This is a genomic window from Xanthomonas sp. NCPPB 3218 (genome assembly GCF_056725185.1).
This window is the reverse complement of record NZ_CM161516.1, coordinates 2,065,190-2,083,823: the sequence shown is the minus strand read 5'-3', so window position 1 is coordinate 2,083,823 and position 18,634 is coordinate 2,065,190. Positions and strand designations below refer to the sequence as shown.

13 protein-coding genes and 1 tRNA gene are annotated in these 18,634 nt (G+C 64.4%); 4 read left to right on the top strand and 10 right to left on the bottom strand.

The features are described from left to right. Complete coding sequence (gene pcnB, locus AC1PLS_RS09280) at positions 1–1,368, bottom strand: polynucleotide adenylyltransferase PcnB (protein ID WP_024939771.1); 1,368 nt, start codon at positions 1,366–1,368, stop codon at positions 1–3. Between the two features lie 47 nt (positions 1,369–1,415). Here pcnB and AC1PLS_RS09275 point away from each other — a divergent pair. Further along, positions 1,416–1,490, top strand: a tRNA-Glu gene (locus AC1PLS_RS09275). Between the two features lie 436 nt (positions 1,491–1,926). On the opposite strand, the gene folE2 is transcribed toward AC1PLS_RS09275, so the two are convergent. Together folE2 and AC1PLS_RS09265 are read right to left on the bottom strand one after the other, a co-directional pair. Continuing rightward, positions 1,927–2,856 carry a GTP cyclohydrolase FolE2 gene (gene folE2, locus AC1PLS_RS09270; RefSeq protein WP_184434718.1) on the bottom strand — a complete coding sequence of 310 codons (930 nt, stop codon included), beginning with the start codon at positions 2,854–2,856 and terminating at the stop codon, positions 1,927–1,929. A 36-nt stretch (positions 2,857–2,892) separates the two neighbouring features. Beyond that, positions 2,893–4,053 (bottom strand): N-acetylmuramoyl-L-alanine amidase, encoded by a 1,161-nt coding sequence (locus AC1PLS_RS09265; protein ID WP_184434721.1) that lies wholly within the window; start codon positions 4,051–4,053, stop codon positions 2,893–2,895. A 219-nt stretch (positions 4,054–4,272) separates the two neighbouring features. Here AC1PLS_RS09265 and AC1PLS_RS09260 point away from each other — a divergent pair, with 219 nt between their 5' ends. Together AC1PLS_RS09260 and AC1PLS_RS09255 are read left to right on the top strand one after the other, a co-directional pair. Next, complete coding sequence (locus AC1PLS_RS09260; protein ID WP_184434724.1) at positions 4,273–4,497, top strand: hypothetical protein; 225 nt, start codon at positions 4,273–4,275, stop codon at positions 4,495–4,497. Positions 4,498–4,686: 189 nt separating this feature from the next. After that, complete coding sequence (locus AC1PLS_RS09255; protein ID WP_102581221.1) at positions 4,687–5,178, top strand: hypothetical protein; 492 nt, start codon at positions 4,687–4,689, stop codon at positions 5,176–5,178. On the opposite strand, the gene AC1PLS_RS09250 is transcribed toward AC1PLS_RS09255, so the two are convergent. The 6 genes from AC1PLS_RS09250 to AC1PLS_RS09225 all read right to left on the bottom strand — a co-directional run bounded on the left by AC1PLS_RS09250 (position 5,132) and on the right by AC1PLS_RS09225 (position 16,813). Beyond that, on the bottom strand, positions 5,132–6,670 hold the full coding sequence (locus tag AC1PLS_RS09250) for an MASE1 domain-containing protein (protein WP_184434727.1): 1,539 nt from the start codon (positions 6,668–6,670) through the stop codon (positions 5,132–5,134). The genes AC1PLS_RS09255 and AC1PLS_RS09250 overlap by 47 nt on opposite strands. Before the next feature lie 376 nt (positions 6,671–7,046). Further along, complete coding sequence (locus tag AC1PLS_RS09245; RefSeq protein ID WP_184434731.1) at positions 7,047–8,474, bottom strand: sugar porter family MFS transporter; 1,428 nt, start codon at positions 8,472–8,474, stop codon at positions 7,047–7,049. 87 nt (positions 8,475–8,561) lie between these two features. Further along, the gene (gene xylA, locus AC1PLS_RS09240) at positions 8,562–9,899 is read right to left on the bottom strand and encodes a xylose isomerase (RefSeq protein ID WP_104568532.1); all 1,338 of its coding nucleotides are present in this window, start codon (positions 9,897–9,899) and stop codon (positions 8,562–8,564) included. 47 nt (positions 9,900–9,946) lie between these two features. Further along, a complete protein-coding gene (gene xylB / locus AC1PLS_RS09235) occupies positions 9,947–11,440 on the bottom strand; it encodes a xylulokinase (protein WP_016903224.1) in 1,494 nt (497 codons plus the stop codon). After that, on the bottom strand, positions 11,437–13,818 hold the full coding sequence (locus AC1PLS_RS09230) for a glycoside hydrolase family 95 protein (protein ID WP_481104414.1): 2,382 nt from the start codon (positions 13,816–13,818) through the stop codon (positions 11,437–11,439). The genes xylB and AC1PLS_RS09230 overlap by 4 nt, the downstream gene beginning before the upstream one ends. Before the next feature lie 91 nt (positions 13,819–13,909). Further along, a complete protein-coding gene (locus AC1PLS_RS09225; protein WP_184434319.1) occupies positions 13,910–16,813 on the bottom strand; it encodes a TIM-barrel domain-containing protein in 2,904 nt (967 codons plus the stop codon). Between AC1PLS_RS09225 and AC1PLS_RS09220 the strand changes: the two genes are divergently transcribed. Then, entirely contained in the window at positions 16,812–16,946 is a 135-nt protein-coding gene (locus tag AC1PLS_RS09220) for a hypothetical protein (RefSeq protein WP_255618376.1), read from the top strand. The genes AC1PLS_RS09225 and AC1PLS_RS09220 overlap by 2 nt on opposite strands. Here AC1PLS_RS09220 and galD read toward each other — a convergent pair. Next, positions 16,937–18,607, bottom strand: coding sequence for a GH35 family beta-galactosidase GalD (gene galD, locus AC1PLS_RS09215; protein WP_104542109.1), 1,671 nt, complete (start codon positions 18,605–18,607; stop codon positions 16,937–16,939). The two genes, AC1PLS_RS09220 and galD, sit on opposite strands and share 10 nt — an antisense overlap. Between the last annotated feature and the right edge of the window lie 27 nt (positions 18,608–18,634).

Genomic DNA, 18,634 nt, shown 5'->3' with positions numbered 1-18,634 from the left:
CTACTCGCCTGCCGGTGCGCCGGTGCGACGACGGCGGCGCCGCCGCTTGCGCGGTGCACCTTCCTCGCCTTCGTGATCGGCCTGCGCGGTTTCGATCGCATCGACCAGTTCCTGGCCGGAGGATTTCTGCGCCTCGCGCCAGAACTCCACATCGGCGGCGTGATCGGCCGAGGCGAACTGGCGCAACACCAGGAAATCGAACGCGGCGCGGAAACGCGGATGCGACAAGGTGCGGAACACGCGCTTGCGCTGACGCGAGGAGAAGCGCGTCTGCAGCAGCCAGATTTCCTGCATCGGCAGCGAGAAACGGCGCGGCAGCGCCACGCGCTCGAGCTGATGCAGGGTGACCCGGTCGGCGGCGCGACGCTGCGCGTCTTCCGGCTGCACGCCCTGCGCCTGCAGGCCCATCAGGGTGCGGCAGAACGCCGGCCAGAGCAGCAGGGCGAACAGGAACGCCGGCGACACCGGCTCGTCGTTGGCCACGCGCGCATCGGTATTGCGCAGGCCTTCCAGCACCATGGCGCGCAATGCGCCACTGCGGTTGGAGCGCAATGCGGCCGCACTCTCCGGGAACAGCGCACCGAGCAGGCCGTAACGCTCCAGCCCCTCAAAACTGGCCACACCGTGTCCGGACAGGAACAGCTTGAGGATCTCTTCGAACAAGCGCGCCGGCGCGGCCTCGGACAACAGACCGGCCAGGCGCGGGATGGGTTCTGCGGTGCCGGCTTCGATATCGAAGTTCAGCTTGGCCGCCAGACGCACCGCGCGCAGCATGCGCACCGGATCTTCCTGGTAGCGCAGTTCCGGGTCGCCAATCAGCTTCATCAGGCGCGCCTGCACGTCCTCGAAGCCGCCGCAGTAGTCGCGCACCGAGAAATCCTCGATCGCGTAGTACAGCGCGTTGCAGGTGAAGTCGCGACGGATCGCATCGTCTTCGATGGTGCCGTAGACGTTGTCGCGCACCAGCCGGCCGTTATCCAGCTCGCGGTCGCCGCTGCCGTCGTCAATGTTGGCGCGGAACGTGGCCACTTCGATGATCTCGCGGCCGAACACCACATGCGCCAGGCGAAAGCGGCGGCCGATCAGGCGACAGTTGCGGAACAGCGCTTTGACTTCTTCCGGCGTGGCGCTGGTGGCCACGTCGAAATCCTTGGGATGGCCACCGACCAGCAGGTCGCGGACGGCGCCGCCGACCAGGTAGGCACCAAAGCCCGATTCGCGCAGGCGGTACAGCACGCGCAGCGCGTTGGGGCTGATGTCCTTGCGCGAGATGGTGTGCTGATCGCGTGGGATGACGCGCAGCGTGAACGGAGATGTAACTGAGGGTTCGATGATGGCGCTTCCGTCTTGTGTTGCAGGATTGCCCAACGGGTTTTAGCGCACTATACTAGCGCGCTGCACAAGACGCACCAAACGCTCCCTTCGTCTAATGGTTAGGACGTGGCCCTCTCAAGGCTAAAACAGGGGTTCGAGTCCCCTAGGGAGCACCACCGTCGTCTGACTGCAGAACACGCCAAGACCCCGCATTGCGGGGTTTTTGCGTTATTGGCATGGGTAGTTGCCGCTGGTCGGATGGACGCGCCTCGATCTCGCATCGGTCAGACAAGCGCAGCTCCCATGGCAATGCCATCGAGTCAATGCGCTGAGATGCGCCGACTGGCTGAGGCCGGTTACGGCGCCGGGCGCAGCGGGTTGCGCCTTGCCGTCGATCGCGCACTTCAGTCCTGCGGCTGCACGTCGTGCACCCTGGCGGCGGCGCATGGGCGTTGCTCTTGCCGATCACCCCACTACAAAAATCATGTACGGCCCGATCAACACATAGGCCTGCGCGACGGCGCGTCCGCATCGCCGCAGCGTCCGATCGACCTCGCACTTGCACGCAGCAACGGCAGATCGACGTGGATGTTTGCACTGCATGGCAATTCCTCACTCGGCGAAGGAAGGAAACGCATCGGCATCGGCACTACTGTCGGTTTCGGCGGTGGCGTCATGGGCATGCAGACTTTCCAGGTGGCGCACCGCCACATGGAAGACGGCGTGGCGCTCGGCCAGCACCTTGCGCAACCGCCGCGCGGCATCTTCGACATACATCAGGTTGGCGCCATTCAAGCGGGCAAACGCCTGCTCGTCGATGCGCCGTACCGCCGCCTGCACCGGCGTCGCCAGTGCCTGTTCGCACAGGCTGACCAGCTCGCGGATGTCCAAGCGCTGCGCGCATGCGCTCAGCTCCACGCGCACCCGTGCCACGCTGCGCTGGCTATGCGGCGTGGCGTACGAACCGTTGTGTTGCAGCCATTGCGCAACCTCTGCGACTGGTAACGCATCGCGCCCTTGGTGCTGCTGCAAAAACGCATCGCTCAGCAACTGGCGCGACAAGGCCGCCGAACAGGGACAGGTGGAGGCGTACAGCACATCGACCTGCAACTGGATCTCGGTGTGGCCTGCCCTGGATTGCGCATCGATGCGCACCGGATAGGCGCGCCAACCGCTCAGTCCTTCGCTGCGCAGCGCCGGCATCCGCAGCATCAACTCGAAGTTCAGCCCCAGCCGCGCCGCACGGCTGCCGCAATCGGCATGACTGTCGATCAGCGCCTGCAGCAGCTGCGACACCATCGCCGGCGACACCGGCTGCTCCAGATGCCGATCCAGCAGGCGGTACAAGCGCGACATGTGGATGCCCTTAAGTTCCGGGCGCGGCAGATCCACCTGCACGCTGGCACGCGCGGCCACGCTGCCGCCGGGCCCGGCATCGGCCAGCCGCAGCGGCACGGCGATGTCCCGCATGCCGACCCAGCGCAGCGGCGCGCTCAGTGTGGAAGGTTCGGTAACGGCAACATCGGGCAGCATGGCGGACATCGAAAGCTCGTAGAAGGAGATGAGGGCAATCGCGCCTCAGGCGCGACCGGGAAACATCTGGAAGTAATCGTCGATACCGGCATGCAGCGTGTGCGCCAGTTCGTCCTGATGCGTATCGCCGCACAGCCGCCGGCAATCGTCGCGATTGCTCATGAAGCCGGTTTCCACCAGCAGCGACGGAATATCCGGCGACTTCAACACGGCAAAGCCGGCCTGCCCGACCTGGTCCTGATGCAGCCGCGTCACCTGCTGCAGCCGCCCGAGCATCACCTTGCCGAACGCCACGCTGCTGGCGATGGTGCCGCTCAGCGAAAGGTCGGCCAGCACCTGCGACAACACCGGGTTGCTTGGCACCCGCAGACGGCGCGTACTGTCGCCCATCTCGTCGGCGGCGTTTTCGCTGTCGGCGATCCAGCGCGCCAATGCAGAGCTGGCGCCGTTCTGCGACAAGGCAAACACCGACGCGCCGCGCGCCTGGCTGCTGGGCGCAGCATCGGCATGGATGGACACGAACAGATCCGCATTGCGGCGATGGGCGATCAACACCCGCTCGTGCAACGCCACGAAGCGATCGTCGCTGCGGATCATGGTCGGCCGGTAACGCGGATCGGCCGCCAGGCGCTGGTGCAGCCGCCCCGCGACCGCCATGGCCACATGCTTCTCGTAGCGCGCATCGGCACTGACCGCGCAGGGATCCTTGCCGCCGTGACCGGCGTCGATGGCGACCACGTAGGGATGCAGGCGGGAGCGCGTGGGCGCAGCCGCCGCAACGGCCGGCTCGGTCGGATCGGCCGCGGACAACGACGCAGTGCCGGACACAGCAGCAAGATCGACCACCAGTGCACCATCCTCCCAGCGCGCCGTGGCTGTCAGCGGCTGCGCCAGATCGAGCACCACGCGCAGCCCATCGCCATGCGGGCCGCTACGGATGGCGACGACCGCGAGATCGTCAGGCAATGGATCGATCTGCGGTGGTTGCGTCGAAACGCCCGGCAGGTCGATGACCAAGCGCGCTGGATTGGACAGGCTGAAGCTGCGGTAGGCGACCTGCGTACTCAATGCGAGCCGAAGTCGCAGTCCCGCGCCCTGACGCTGCAGATTGCAACTGCGCAGCAGCGGCTGCGGCTGCGCTTGGACCAGGTGCGGCGACAGCACCAAGGCGGCACCGACGGCGTGCAACACCTGCCGCCGCCTCATCGAGCCAACCCCGGAGGATCGACGTGGCCACCGCGCCACTTCGAGCACGGACGGTTCGGCATGGTGACCAGGCAAACGACACTCTGCGGCAAGGAACGCGACACGGCGTGACCGGACGAACGATGGATGAAGTGTTATAAAGTAACACTTGTTGCGCAAAATCAAGCCCGCCGTGCCCCGCCACTGCCCTCACGTTCACTTTTACCGAAGAGCGCCACGATGTCCCTCGCCATCCCCAACAGCTATACCGCCTGGCGCCACTGCATCGAAGTCGACTGCGCCCAGCCACTGACCGCCCCTTTCATCACCCAACGAATCGCCAGCCTGCGCGATCTGAGCGACCACCACACCCAGCAGTTCTTGCGTCGTTGGGGCGAATCTCATCACCGGCGAGTGATTGGATGGTTTGAACGTGCCGGTGGCGAACTCGAGCCGAGCCGCTAAATAGCGCGCGCGCTCCAGCACTGCACATCACGCCTGACCGGATAGGTCCAGGTAACAGCGGATGCGGTTGACTGTTCCTCGCTGATCGGCGGACGGTATGCCGCAGCGATTTTCTGCGACAAACAATCAACAAAATCTGCCATTCAACACGTAACGTATAAGCGCCTGAATCGCAGGCGGAGTTGCCCCATGCAGGGGGAAGGCAAAATCATGAAGAACGCAAAAAATTGGCTTATGGCTTTTTGCGTCGTTGCTGGAATGCTGTCGTCAGGCATGGCAATGGCTCAATGCTGTGCCAATGGTGGCGTCGGCGTACATGCAATGACAGGACTTGGCGACAGCAATCCCAAGGCAGCCAACCTAACGATGGATCCGTCGCTTGCCATTTATGAACTCCATCGCGATGGAGTGACATATCTCCAGATCAACGATGTAACTGGAGTGGTCCACGCAGTGGTAGCACGAGTGGACAACGCACTCTGGACCTTGCCAATGGGCAAGGATGTAGAACGCGTCGTGCTGCCGGCGGCAAACAGGATTTCGGCAGGCACGAGTTCAAACAATCCGCCAATGTTTGATTCAACTCAGCGTGATCAAGCACGACTTGTCTACAAAACAAAGAACTTCACGGTATTCAACTGGCGGGAAGCAACTGGGGAACACTGGATAGTCTCCCCCTGACTGCAACGGAGACTGGCTCGGCAACCAGAAAGGTCAGAACCAACGCATGGCGGCGGCGAAACATGCCGCCATGCGCTTTCAAGCGCGCCTTCAGTTCAGCTTCCACATCGACCGAGTCGTTCTTGGCCGCCTCAGCTGACGACGAATCCGCAATCACGCGCACCAACACGCCCTTAGCCCCTCTCCCTGTCCAAGCACGAGCCTGGATGAAGTGCCGACTAGCCGGCGGCAAGATCTCCACACAATTGAGCGTACTGCGATAAGCACTCAATTGGAGCTCCAATGACAGCTTCCTGCAGTCACCGCGAAACACGCATTGAAACTGAGATTGGCAGAAGCGTTCGAGTGCTGACGAACGCAGAGCCTGATACAGCCCATGCGTCTCGATTTCCAACGGATACAGCGCGGCGACATACTGCTGAAGCAATTGCGACTCAAGGACACCAAGCCGCGTCATCTCCATTGCTGCAGAATGCTGCCCTCTGCCCCTCAAATCAGCCACCACATCTTTGCGCATCTTGTTGATCTGAACATTGATGTCAGAGTATTCGAGCACCCGATTGCGCAGCATGCGCTCAGCACTGGAATAGCTTGCTCGGGCTAGTGTGAAGGCATCATCTTTTGGCTGGCTCGAAACCTTATCGCGGGCAGGCTTGCGCAGACGAGCATTGAAAACAAAAAGAGCCGTCGTCGTGACCGCATAGAGCAACTGGATACTAAAAACTTGTTGATCAAAAAACCCGATCTGATACACCCGAGGAAGCGAGAACTCAATTGCGAAGCTTGCCAATAGTGACCCTAGAGCACTGCCTCTCCACCCCTGCCTGAAAGTCAACACGACCATTGGCATGAGCATCGCAACCATCAAGATGCTTCGAGTCAATGGTTCCTGCGAGACCCCTAATAAGAAGAACAGACCGAGGATAACAGCCACCGCGATTCCGAGATCTCGCTGGAGACTCGGGCGTACAGGACCGTCATTCCAGTTCGCCCATAGCATCGCAGGAAGAAGCAAGACCAGCATGCCCAGATAGCTACCTGACCAATAGAGCACTATCAGGTCTAGTGCGGGGTCAGCCTGCGGTCCACCGAGGGCCGCGTTTATTAACAGGCTGCATATAGCGTTCCAGAGAGCTATCGCAAGAGCAGCAGGAATAAACCATTGCTGGCTTTTAACAATATGAGGAACTTGATATCGAAGCAGGCCAATCGCCCCAGCAATCAAAGGCGCATGAATGAAGGGACTCAGATATGACCATAACGGATTGAAGCCCTGTAACTCGCCTAGCGGAATACGCAAGAACAACATCGCCGCAGCGTCACCTGCCAACAGAAAAGGCCACTCGCGATAAGGCCGAAAGAGCAAGGCGACTACGCGCAGACCAACCGGCAGATACCATTGTTCGATCGACAAGCGCCAAAGCATCAGAAACACCAGGCAGTAGCACACGCTGATCAGCATGCCCCTGACAAGCTCTTTAGCTACCGCCATACCACCACTCCTTGGTTCCACGATTCGCCCTAGTCTGGAGGGAAACTGCCTGGTGGAGTATAGCGGTGGCGCACAATTTGCAAAAAGAGCCGGTGCCCTTGCAGGCGGTTATCGCCGTTGAAGACGCGCATTGCACTTTGGTGGTGCGTTGGGCCACGCGGAAATCAGGCCGCCCGACACAGCACAGGTCAGAGCTGCCGGCAGTCACGAGACGACGCACGCACCCAATCCAGCCCAACGATGACAGCCAGCGCGATTGAGGCGCCCGCAGGCATGCGAGACATCGGCAAGATCCCGGCGAGACCGTCAACGAACAAGGCCGCGCAGTGCGCGGCCTTGTTCGTCTTCCATGCCGATATCCGCATAACGGAGCAGATCAGCCCTCCATCTGCTCCAGCTCCTTGCCCTTGGTCTCGTAGACGTACTTGAGCACGAAGAACACCGAGATGAAGGCGGCCACGGTGTAGATGCCGTAAGCGCCGGCCAGGCCGATGCTGCCGAGCAGGATCGGGAAGCTGACGGTGATGGCGAAGTTGGAGGTCCACTGTGCGGCGCCGGCAATGGCCAGGCCCGAGCCGCGGATCTGGTTGGGGAACATCTCGCCCAGCATCACCCACATCACCGGGCCCCACGAGGCATTGAAGAACACCACGTAGACGTTGGCGGCCACCAACGCGAGCATGCCCATGGCATCGGACATGGCGAGCTTGCCGTTGGGGTCCAGCGAGGCGGTGGCGAAGGCATAGGTCACCAGGGCCAGCGAGACCGCCATGCCGGCCGAGCCGATCCACAGCAACGGCTTGCGGCCGATCTTGTCGACCAGCATCACCGTGACCAGGCAGGCGCCGATGCTCAGGCCACCGGAGAGCACGTTGATCAGCAGTGCGTCCTGCTCGGAGAAGCCCACCGCCTGCCACAGCACCGCGCCGTAATAGAACACCACGTTGATGCCGACCAGTTGCTGGAACACCGCCAGGCCCACGCCGATCCAGACGATCGGGCGGATCTTGCCGGTGGCCTTGTTGATGAGGTCGGAGAACTTTGGCTTGTGCTGGTCGGCCGACATCGAGGCCGAGATCTCGGCCAGCTTGGTCTGCGCGGCGGCGTTGCCGTACAGCCGCTTCAGCACCACCAGCGCCTGCTCGCGGCGGCCCTTGACCACCAGGTAGCGCGGGCTTTCCGGGATGACCAGCAACAGCAACAGGAACAGCAGCGAGGGAACCGCCTGCATCCAGAACATCCAGCGCCAGGCGGCCTGCCCGGCCCATAGCGGCTCGGTGGAGGCGCCGGCGGCGTTGGCCAGCAGGTAGTTGCTCAGGAATGCGCAAAACAGCCCGCTGATGATGGCGATCTGCTGCATCGTGGCGAGCCGGCCGCGATAGCGCGCGGAGGCGACCTCGGCGATGTAGGCCGGCGAGATGACGCTGGCGGCGCCCACCGCAAAGCCGCCCATCACGCGAGCGAAGATGAAGAAGCCGGAACTGTGCGAGGCACCGGCGCCAATGGCCGAGAGCAGGAACAGTGCCGCAGAAATGATCAGGACCGCACGGCGGCCCCAGCGGTCGGCCAGACGGCCGGCAAAGAAGGCGCCGATGGCGCAGCCCAGCAGCATCGAGGCGACTTCGAACCCGGTCTCAGCGGCACTGGAATTGAAGGTCTGCTTCAGGCCGTCGACAGTGCCGTTGATCACACCGCTATCGAAACCGAACAAGAAACCGCCGATCGTGGCTACGCAACTGATCAGGACGATAAAACGGGTGTTCTCACCGGCATCGGAGGCGCCGTTTACGGAGACACTGGACATGGATTCACCTGGAAGCATGCAAGGGAGCGGCCACGGGGGCGGCCGACATCGGCCGGCGACGCGCAGTGCGCCGCCGGCCACGGGACATCAACGCGTCAGATACTGGTTGATCAGGTTCTCGTAGGCTTCCTGGCGGCCACTGAGCTGCTTGGGTTCGTTGCCGGCGGCGTACTTGGCCAGATCCACCAGCGTGCTGCTGCCGTTGGCGAAGTCCGCGCCCGCGCCGCTGTCGAAGCTGGCGTAGCGCTCGGCGCGCCACTGCTCCAGCGGCGAGGAGGTCAGCAGCGCATTGGCCACTTCCAGCCCGCGTGCGAACGCGTCCATGCCGCCGATATGCGCCAGGAACAGATCCTGCGGGTCGGACGACTCGCGGCGCACCTTGGCATCGAAGTTCAAGCCGCCCGGTGCCAGCCCGCCCTGGCGCAGCACCACCAGCATCGCGCCGACGGTGTCGTACAGGTCGGTCGGGAACTGGTCGGTATCCCAGCCGTTCTGCGGGTTGCCGCGGTTGGCATCGATGCTGCCGAGCAGGCCAGCGTCGGATGCCACCTGCAGGTCGTGCTCGAAGCTGTGGCCCGACAGCGTGGCGTGGTTGGCCTCGATGTTGAGCTTGAAGTCCTGGTCCAGGCCGTGCTGGCGCAGGAAGCCGATCACCGTGGCGCTGTCGAAGTCGTACTGGTGCTTCATCGGCTCCATCGGTTTGGGCTCGATCAGGAAGTTGCCAGTGAAGCCAATCGCGCGGCCGTAGTCGCGTGCCAGGGTGAGGAAGCGCGCCATGTTGTCCTGCTCGCGCTTCATCTGGGTGTTGTGCAGGCAGGCATAGCCTTCTCGGCCGCCCCAGAACACGTAGTTCTCGCCGCCCAGCTCGACGGTGGCATCGATCGCGGCCTTGACCTGCACCGCCGCACGCGCCACCACGTTGAAGTCCGGGTTGGTCGACGCACCATTCATGTAACGCGGGTGCGAGAACAGGTTGGCGGTGCCCCACAACAGCTTGATGCCGGTATCGGCCTGGCGCTGCTTGGCGATGCCGACCATGTGCTTGAGGTTGCTCTGGTACTCACCGATGTCGTCGGCATCGGGCGACAGATCCACGTCGTGGAAGCAGTAGTACGGCACGCCGAGCTTGGTAAAGAACTCGAACGCGGCATCGGCCTTGGCTTCGGCGCGATTCAACGCGGTGTTGCCGATATCCCACGGGTACGCGCGCGTGCCCGGGCCGAACGGATCGGCGCCGTTGCCGCAGAAACTGTGCCAGTAGGCCACGGCAAAGCGCAGATGCTCGGCCATGGTCTTGTCGCCGACCTGCTTGTTGGCGTCGTAGACCTTGAACGCCAGCGGGTTGTCCGAGTCGCGGCCTTCGAAGCCGATCTTGCCGATACCGGGGAAATATTCCTTGGCGCCGATGTAGACGGTGTTGCTCATGGGGTGGAATGTCCTTGCTGCTGGGGGAGTTGTAGAAAGCGTGTCGATCAGCCGGCGTAGAGCGGGCTGACCACATGCAGGTGCTTGAGGAAGTGCTGGTAGTGCTGCTGATACTGGGCCACGCGCTGCGGATCCGGGCGCGCCGACAGGCTGTCGTCGACCTGCAGATGCTCCAGCACCACATCCGACAACGCGTGCGTACCGCCGTCATCGCGATCGCAGGCCCACAAGGCCTGCAACGCGGCACCGAAGGCAGCGCCTTCGGGCTGGGTCGGCACCACGACCTGCAGGTTGAAGATATCGGCCACCATCTGCCGCCATTGCGCGCTCTTGCTGCCGCCGCCGGTGAGCAGGATGGTGTCGAACTGCAGACCCGCCGCAACGAAGGCATCGAAGCCGTTGCGCAGGCTGTAGGTCGCCCCTTCCATCGCGGCGCGATAGAAATGCGCCGGGGTGGTGTTGTGCAGGTCCATGCCGAACAGGCAGCCGCGGGCGGCCGGCAAGTCCGGGGTGCGCTCGCCGTTGAAGAACGGCAGCAGCACCAGCCCATCGGCGCCCGGCGTGGTACTCGCGATCAAGGCGTCGGTCTGCTCGCGGGTGATCGAGAACATGCGCATCACCGCCTCGGTGGCGACGGTGCAGTTCATGGTGCAGATCAGCGGCAGCCAGCCGCCGCTGGACGAACAGAACGCGGCCCAGCGTGCCTCGTCGTCCACCACCGGGTGATCGGCATAGGCGAACAAGGTGCCCGAGGTACCCAGGCTCATGGTCAGGCGTCCCGGCACCACGTTGCCGGTGCCGATGGCGGCCATCATGTTGTCGCCGCCGCCGGTGGTGACACGCACGCCGGCCGGTAGATTCAAGGCATCGGCAGCTGCGTCGGACAAGGCATAGACCGCGCCGGTCTCCACCAGCGGCGGCAGTGCCTCGCGCAGGTCGCGCTGCGCGTCCACCGCGCCGAGCATGCGCTCGGACCACTGCCGCGTGCGCACGTCCAGCCAGCCGGTGCCGGAGGCATCGCCGACTTCGGCAAAGCGCTCGCCGGTGAGCCAGAAGTTCACGTAGTCGTGCGGCAGCATCACCGTGGTCATCGCCGCATACGCCTCGGGGCGATGCTTGCGCGTCCACGGCAGCTTGGAGGCGGTGTAGCCGGCCATGATCGGGTTGCCGGCGGTGGCCACACTGCCTGCGGCGCCGCCCACCGCATCCATGATTTCCTCGCATTCCAGTGCGGTGCTGGTATCGCACCACAGCTTCACCGGTGCGGTGACGCTGCCATCGGCGGCCACCGGCACGAAACCGTGCTGCTGGCCGGAGACCGAGATGCCACGCACCTGCGCACGCTGCTCGCCATCGAGCTGCGCGAAGCAATGCACGATGCCGTCAATCCACCACTGCGCCTGTTGCTCGCGGGTGCCGTCGTCGCGGCTGATCAGTTCCATCGGCGCGGCGATCGTGGCGACCACGGCGCGCTCCTGCGGATCGTAGGCCACCAGCTTGACGCTCTGCGTGCCCACATCCAGTCCTACGTACAAGCTCATTGCGTCACCAATCGGTTGTTGTTGAGGCCCACCTGCTGGGTGCGGCCAGCACCCAGTTCCAGGTCCAGGGTCTGCCCTGCGTAAGACAGTTGATAGCGCCCGCCCCGCTCGCTGTGCACGCGTGCCTGCTGCAGGCGGCCGCCCTCCCAGTGCAGGTCCACGCTGGCACCGCCGCGCACGCGCAAGCCACGCACACTGCCGCGCGGCCATGCCTTGGGCAAGGCAGGCAGCAGGAACACGCTGCCGCCCCAGCTTTGCAGCAGCATTTCGGTGATGCCGGCGGTGCCGCCGAAGTTGCCGTCGATCTGGAACGGCGGATGCGCGTCGAACAGATTCGGGTAGGTGCGCTCGGGCGAGATCAGCAGTTGCAGGATGCGGTAGGCATGCTCGCCATCGGCCAGCCGTGCCCACAGATTCAGCCGCCAGCCGATGCCCCAGCCGGTGGCGTTGTCGCCGCGCGTTTCCAGCGTGCGCTTGGCTGCGGCGGCAAGCTCGGGCGTATCGCGCAGATTGATCTGGCTCGAAGGATGCAAGGCGTACAGATGCGAGACGTGACGGTGATGGATCTCCGGCGCCTGCATGTCCCAGTCCTGTTGCCACTCCTGCAATTGCCCCGCCTTGCCGATGCGGTTGGGCGGCAATTGCTCGCGCAGCGTGCTCAGTTGTTGCGCGAAGGCGTCGTCGACCCTGAGCAGCTTGCTCATCGCGATGCATTGCGCGAACAGATCGCGCAGCAGCTGCGCATCCATGGTGGGGCCGGCACACAGCGCAGCGTTGAACAGATGCTGGTTTTCCGGCGACATCGACGGGTTGGTCACCATCGCGCCGGTCTGCGGATCGCGCACCAGCGTGGCGACGAAGAACTCCGCCGCGCCCTTGAACAAGGGGTAGATCCTGCCCAGATAGGCACGGTCGCGGCCGTAGTCCCAGCGATCCCATAGCTGCTGCAACAGCCAGACGCCACCCATCGGCCACAGGCTCCACTTGGCGCCATCGATCGGCCCGGCCTGGCGCCACAGATCGGTGTTGTTGTGCACCACCCAACCCGGTGCGTCGTACATCGCACGTGCGGTGTGCGCGCCGGTCTTGGCCAGATCGAACAACATGGATTCCAGCGGTTCGACGCACTCGTGCAGCGCGTTGGCCTCGCTGGGCCAGTAGTTCATCTCGGTGTTGATGTTGATGGTGTACTTGCTTTCCCACGGCGGCTGCATCAGGTCGTTCCAGATGCCCTGCAGATTGGCCGGCTGGGTGCCGGGCCGCGAGCTGCAGATCAGCAGGTAACGGCCGAACTGGTGATACAACGCGGCCAGCGCCGGGTCGTTGCCCTGCGCAAAACGCTGCACGCGCTCGTCGGTGGGCAGTGCCGCCGCCTCGCTGGTGCCCAGATCGATCGCCACGCGCCGGAACAGCCGCTGGTGATCGGCCAGATGCGCACGCAGCAATGCGGCATAGTCCAGCTTGCCGGCCTTCTGCATGCTTGCTGCGGTCAATGCCAACGGATCGCCATCGACTGCATCAAAGCGTTGGTAGCTGGTGGCGGCGGTGAGCAGCAGCACCACTTCATCGGCGGCGTCGATGCGCAGGCGGTCACGCAGCCCGCTGAGCGTGCCGCCCTTGACCTGCGGCAGCACGCGCAAGGCAAAACGCAGCTTGCCGTCGATGCCGGCGAAGCTGCCGTTGCGGCCGCTGAACAGCAGCCCGCCCTGCTCCACCGTGACCGCGCCGGTCTGCGGGCTGTCGATGCCCACGCGCAGGGAAATCGCGCGTGGCCGATCGCAGGACAGGCGCACCACGATGCATTGCGACTGCGCCGACACGAACACTTCGCGCTTGTGCACAGCACCGCCGGAGCGGAACGTGGTGGTGGCTACGCCGGTATCCAGATCGAGCTGGCGGCGATACTCGCTGATGCCGTCGGCACGATCGAAATCCAGCAACAGATCGCCCAGCGGTTGATACGGCATCTGCTTGAGCGGACGCGAGAGCATCTTGGCGTCGGCCAGGGTTTCGGCTTCGGCATAGCGCCCGGCAAACACGAGCGCGCGCACCTGTGGCAAGGCTGCCAGCGCGTCGGGGCTGGTGGCATCGTACGGGCCACCTGCGTACAGCGTGTCCTCGTTGAGTTGCAGGCGCTCGTGGGCAATGCCGCCCCACACCATCGCGCCCAGCCGGCCGTTGCCGACCGGCAGCGCCTGCACCCATTCGTTGGCCGGTTCGCGGTACCACAGCTGCAAGGCATCGCCCGCAGCAACGGCAGGCAGCGATTGCTCGCCGGCAGCCTTGGCCGGCGCAGCAATGGCGGACGCAGCCGGCGCAGCGCCCAGCGCCGCGAGTGCGGCACCGGTTGCCTTGCAGACTTCCCTGCGGGTCAGCACGTGCACCAACGTGCTGCATGACCGGACCTGCACGCCCGAGCCTTGCGGCGATCCGGCATCTGCGCACTCACTGACTGACAACGAGTTGCGATCATCGACGACGCGCTTTGCCGGACGCAATCTTGCGCTGCAACACGCTGACCGGATTGCCGTCGTACTGGATGCTGGCATCGGTCCTGGGCTCCAGCGCACCGGCGTCCTCGCGCGGGCCGTCGACGAAGCGCACGTTGACGGTGCGCTTGGCCTGCATGCCGGTCCAGCTGCCTTCGCGCTTGCCGATGCTCAGCTCGCCCTTGGCCTGGTTCCAGCTCAGCGGAATGCGGCTGAACTCGCCCTTCTCGTAGCCGTAGCCCTTGCCGTCGTCCTCATACAGCGAGAACTGGCCGTCGGCGCCGGTGTAGACCACCACGGTGAGCGGCGCATCCGGCTTCTGATCCACGTATTCCTGCACCGGGCCGGTCGGCACGATGGAACCGGCGCGCACGAACAACGGCATGCGCTCGATCGGCGCGGCCGCTTCGATGCTCTGGCCGCCTTCATAGCGCTTGCCGGTGGCGAAATCCAGCCAGCTGCTGCCGGCCGGCAGATAGACCTGACGCGAGGTGGCGCCGAAGCGGGTCACCGGTGCGACCAGGAAGGCCGGGCCGAACAGGTACTGGTCGTTGATGTCGCGGACCTTGGGGTCGTTCGAGAAGTCCATCATCATGCCGCGCATGATCACGCCATCGCGCTGGTAGGTGTCGCCGGCCAGGCTGTAGATGTACGGCAGCAGCGCGTAACGCAGGCGGTTGTAGTACGCCATGCTGTCGTAGAACGGCGTGCCTTCCGGGGCAATGTTCCAGATCTCGCGGTACGGGAACTGGCCGTGCGAGCGGAAGATCGGCACGAATGCGCCGAACTGGAACCAGCGCGTGTTGAGTTCGCGCCATTCCGGCAGGTGCGCCGGGTCCTGGTTCTCGTAGCGCTTCTCCACCGCAAAGCCGCCGATGTCGAAGGTCCAGTTGGGCAGGCCCGACAGCGCCATGTTGACACCACCGGAGATCTGGTCGCGCATGTCGTCCCAGCGCGAGACGATGTCGCCGCTCCACACCGCCACCGCATTGCGCTGGGTGCCGGCATAGCCCTTGCGCGAGAGGATGAACACGCGTTTGTCGTCGGCCGCACGGTCGCCCACGTACACGCCATGGGTGTGCGGCAGCGGGTAGGAGTTGAAGTATTCGGTGGACGAGCCCAGCGCGTTAGGCGTGGTGCGCGCCTTGCGCTCGCCGATGTCCAGGTTGGAATGCACGTCCGGTTCGTCGGCGTCCATCCACCACGCATCGAAGCCCTTGCTGTTGAGCTTTTCGTTGACCTGGCGCCAGTAGATCGCCTGCGCCTTTTCCGAATACGGATCGTAGAACGAGTTCTTGTAGCCGTTGCCGATCCAGTCCAGCTCACCCACTTCCACGTTGCGCTTGAACATGAAACCGGCCGCGTCCAGTTCCTTGTAGTTGGCGGTGGTGGGATAGAACTTGGGCCAGATCGAAATCATGATCTGCGCATGCATGTCGTGCACCGCCTTGACCATGCCGTCCGGATCGGGGAAGTGCTGCGGGTCGAAATCGTGCGAGCCCCAGGCATTCTCGGGCCAGTACGACCAGTCGAGCACGATGTTGTCCAGCGACAACTTGCGCTTGCGGTATTCGGCCACCGCGCCGACCAACTCGTCCTGGCTCTTGTAGCGCTCGCGGCTCTGCCAGAAGCCGTAGGCCCACTTGGGCAGCATCACCGACTTGCCGGTGAGCTCGCGGTAGCCGGCCACGGCCTGATCGTAGGAATCGGCGGAGACGAAGTAGTAGTCGATCATCTGGCCGGCTTCGGACCACAGCGACAGGTCCTTCGCTTCGGCGGCCGGCAGCGGGTCGCGGTGCAGCAACGCGATGTAGCTGGGGTCGATCAGGTCCCACTCGACCTTGACGGTGTGGCGCGTGCCCGGCTCCAGATCCAGCTTGAACTCGTGATTCCAAGGGTTCCAGTTCTGGCGCCAGCGATCGACGACCAGCTTGCCGTCCACGTACAGCTTGGCGTACTCGCTCGAATACAGCGAGAAGGTGTGCTCGCCACCGGTGAGCGCTTCGATCTCGCCCTCCCAGGTGACCTGCATGCGGCTGTCCTTGTCCTTGGTGATCGCCTTCTTCGGATACTTGGTCAGGTCGCTGAGGTACTGGTAGTTCACCTCGCTCTCGCGGCGTTCGACGATCTGCTTGCCGTTGATCGCATAACGCGCGGTCAGCGCACCGGCCTTGCCCTTGGCGTCGTACAACTTCAACGTCTTGGGCAGCGGCTGCAGGCCGCGCGGGTCGCCCAGGCGGCTGATCGAGTTGTTGTCCCACAGCAGGCCGTAGTTGCGGCTGGACACCAGGTACGGCACCGCCATGTCGATATTGTTCTGCTGCAACTCGATGTTGCGGCCCTTCTGGTTCATCCAGCCCTGCTGGTGCTGGCCGAAGCCGTACAGCGCTTCGTCGTCGGGCGACTGGAAGCGCTGACGCACGCTCAGGTACTGCTTGCCCTCCACTTTCAGCGGCGCAAAACTGCGCCCGCCGGCAACCTCCGACAACACCGGCTTGCCATTGGCATCGGCGAAGCTGACATGGCCATCGACGGTGGACACGGTGGCGGTGACCTTGCCGGTCTTCAGCTGCACGCTGTCGCCCTGCTCGGCCAGCTGGAAGTTGCCATCGCCCTGCACCGGTACGCGCATCAGGCTGGGGCTGCGCGCGAAGTCGCCGTCCGGGTCGGCACTGACGCGGATGATGCCGGCATCGACCACCTGCAGACGCACCGGTGCGGCGCCCTTGGCGCTCGGCACCACGGTGACGCCATCGGCGGCCTTGCGCACTTCCTGCGCGTGCGCGGCATTGGCCAGCAAGGCCAGCGACAACGCCAGGCACTGCGCAAGCGGGGTACGTCGGGTGGCTGGCGCATGGCCGGCGGAACGGTTGATGGTTTGCATGTTCACTCCCTTGGAATTACGAAACGCTGCCGCGGGGGCGGCAACGCATGGGTTCATTGCGTTCGACCTGGAAGCCGGCGTGCTGCGCAGCGATCTGGCTGCGCAGCAAGTGGCCGTGCAGGTTTACTTGTAGGTGGCCAGCTTGATCTTCAGCAGCTGCGGCGCGCTGGAAAAATTGACGCCGTAATCGGTCTGGTCGCCGTTCCAGTTGCGCTCGAACTTCCAGTCGCTGCCGTCGTAGACGCCTTCCTCGACGCGGTCGTAGAGCATGTTGGCGGTCGCCTCGCTGGCCGGATGCAGGGTCACGCGCACGTGGTAGCCGGTGACCAGGAATTCGTCCGGGCCGAGCTCGGCGATCAAGGCCGCGCCGATCGGCTCGGGGTTGCCCGGCGGCTCGCCCTTGAACCAGAACTGCGGCACGCCGTAGGTGATGGTGGCGCCCCAACGTTCGTTGAGCTGCAGCTCCTGCACCGCCTGGCCGGGTTCTTCGGCCGTGCCGTGCAGCTTGCCTTCGGACGCGGCCTTGGCGAACGGGCGCATGCCGCGCTTGACCAGCTCGAACCCCAGCGCGAACGGGGCCAGGGTTTCCTCGTTGACGTGCTTGGCGCCCAGCGGATAGTTGGAATAACGCGTGTAGTCCATGCCGAACGCCGACCAGCCGATGCCGTCGTGGCCCAGCGCGGGGAACAGATAGCGCGCGTATTCCGGGCGGTTGCCGGTTTCGGCGACGAACAGCGCATTGTCCGGGCGGGCGTAGCGCTCCAGTACCGTGGTGTAGGTACGGTACTCGGGCATGTAGATGTCCGGCGCCAGCAGGTCGATATGCGGGCCGGCGGCCTTCCACACATCCAGCACGTTGTCGGTGGGGCCGCCGCTGGCGTACTGGCCGGGCTGGCCGGGATTGAACGGGCCACGCAGTGCGGCGTTGACGTACATGGGCAGCGGGTATTCGGCCTTGCCGGCTTCGGCCACCTGGTCGATGTAGCGACCGATCGACCAGGCATGGAAGATCTCGTCCGCATCGGCGCCGAACACCTGTGCCCAGCTGCCCGGCTGCTTGTTCAAGCGCTTGAGCAGCTCTTCCGGCACCGGGCCGTCGAACAGCTTCTGCGCCATCGGCGAGAAGTCGCGCACGCTGCCGTAGGTGCCCGGCTCGTTCTCGGGCTGGATCATGATCACGGTGTGCTGCGGATCGACCTGCTTGAGGTGCTGCATGAAGGCGACAAAGGCCTTGCGGTCGGCATCCAGGGTGGCCTGCGCATGCGGCGACAGCGACCCGATCGCCTTGCCCTCGCGCGTCACCACGCGCGGGAAGCGCTGGTTGTCGGTCTTGACCCAATGCGGCGCATACGCCGGGCCGTTGTTCTTCCAGGTCGCAAACCACAGCAGCACCAGCCGCACCTTGTGCTCGCGTGCCTGCGTGAGCAGCGTATCGACGAAGGAGAAATCGAACTTGCCTTCTTCCGGCTCGACCTGCTCCCAGGCGATCGGCACCTGCACGGTGTTGGGGCCCAGCACCTGCATCGCCGGCCACACCTTGTCCATCACGCCGGGATAGTTGCTGGAGTTGTTGACCTGCGCGCCCAGGATCAGGAACGGCGCACCATCGACCATCAATGCGTGTTTGCCGTCCTTGCTGACGAACTGCGGCATCGGCGTCTGCGCAGCCGGCGCCGCTGCCGTGGCAGGCGCGGTCGCTGCGCTACCGGCAGTCGGTGCGACTGCGGCCGGTTTGGCTTGGTCGTCCTGCTCGCCGGATTGGCACGCCGCCAGGGCCAGCGTCAGCGCGGACAGCAGCAGCGGACGCAGGTAACGGCGTGC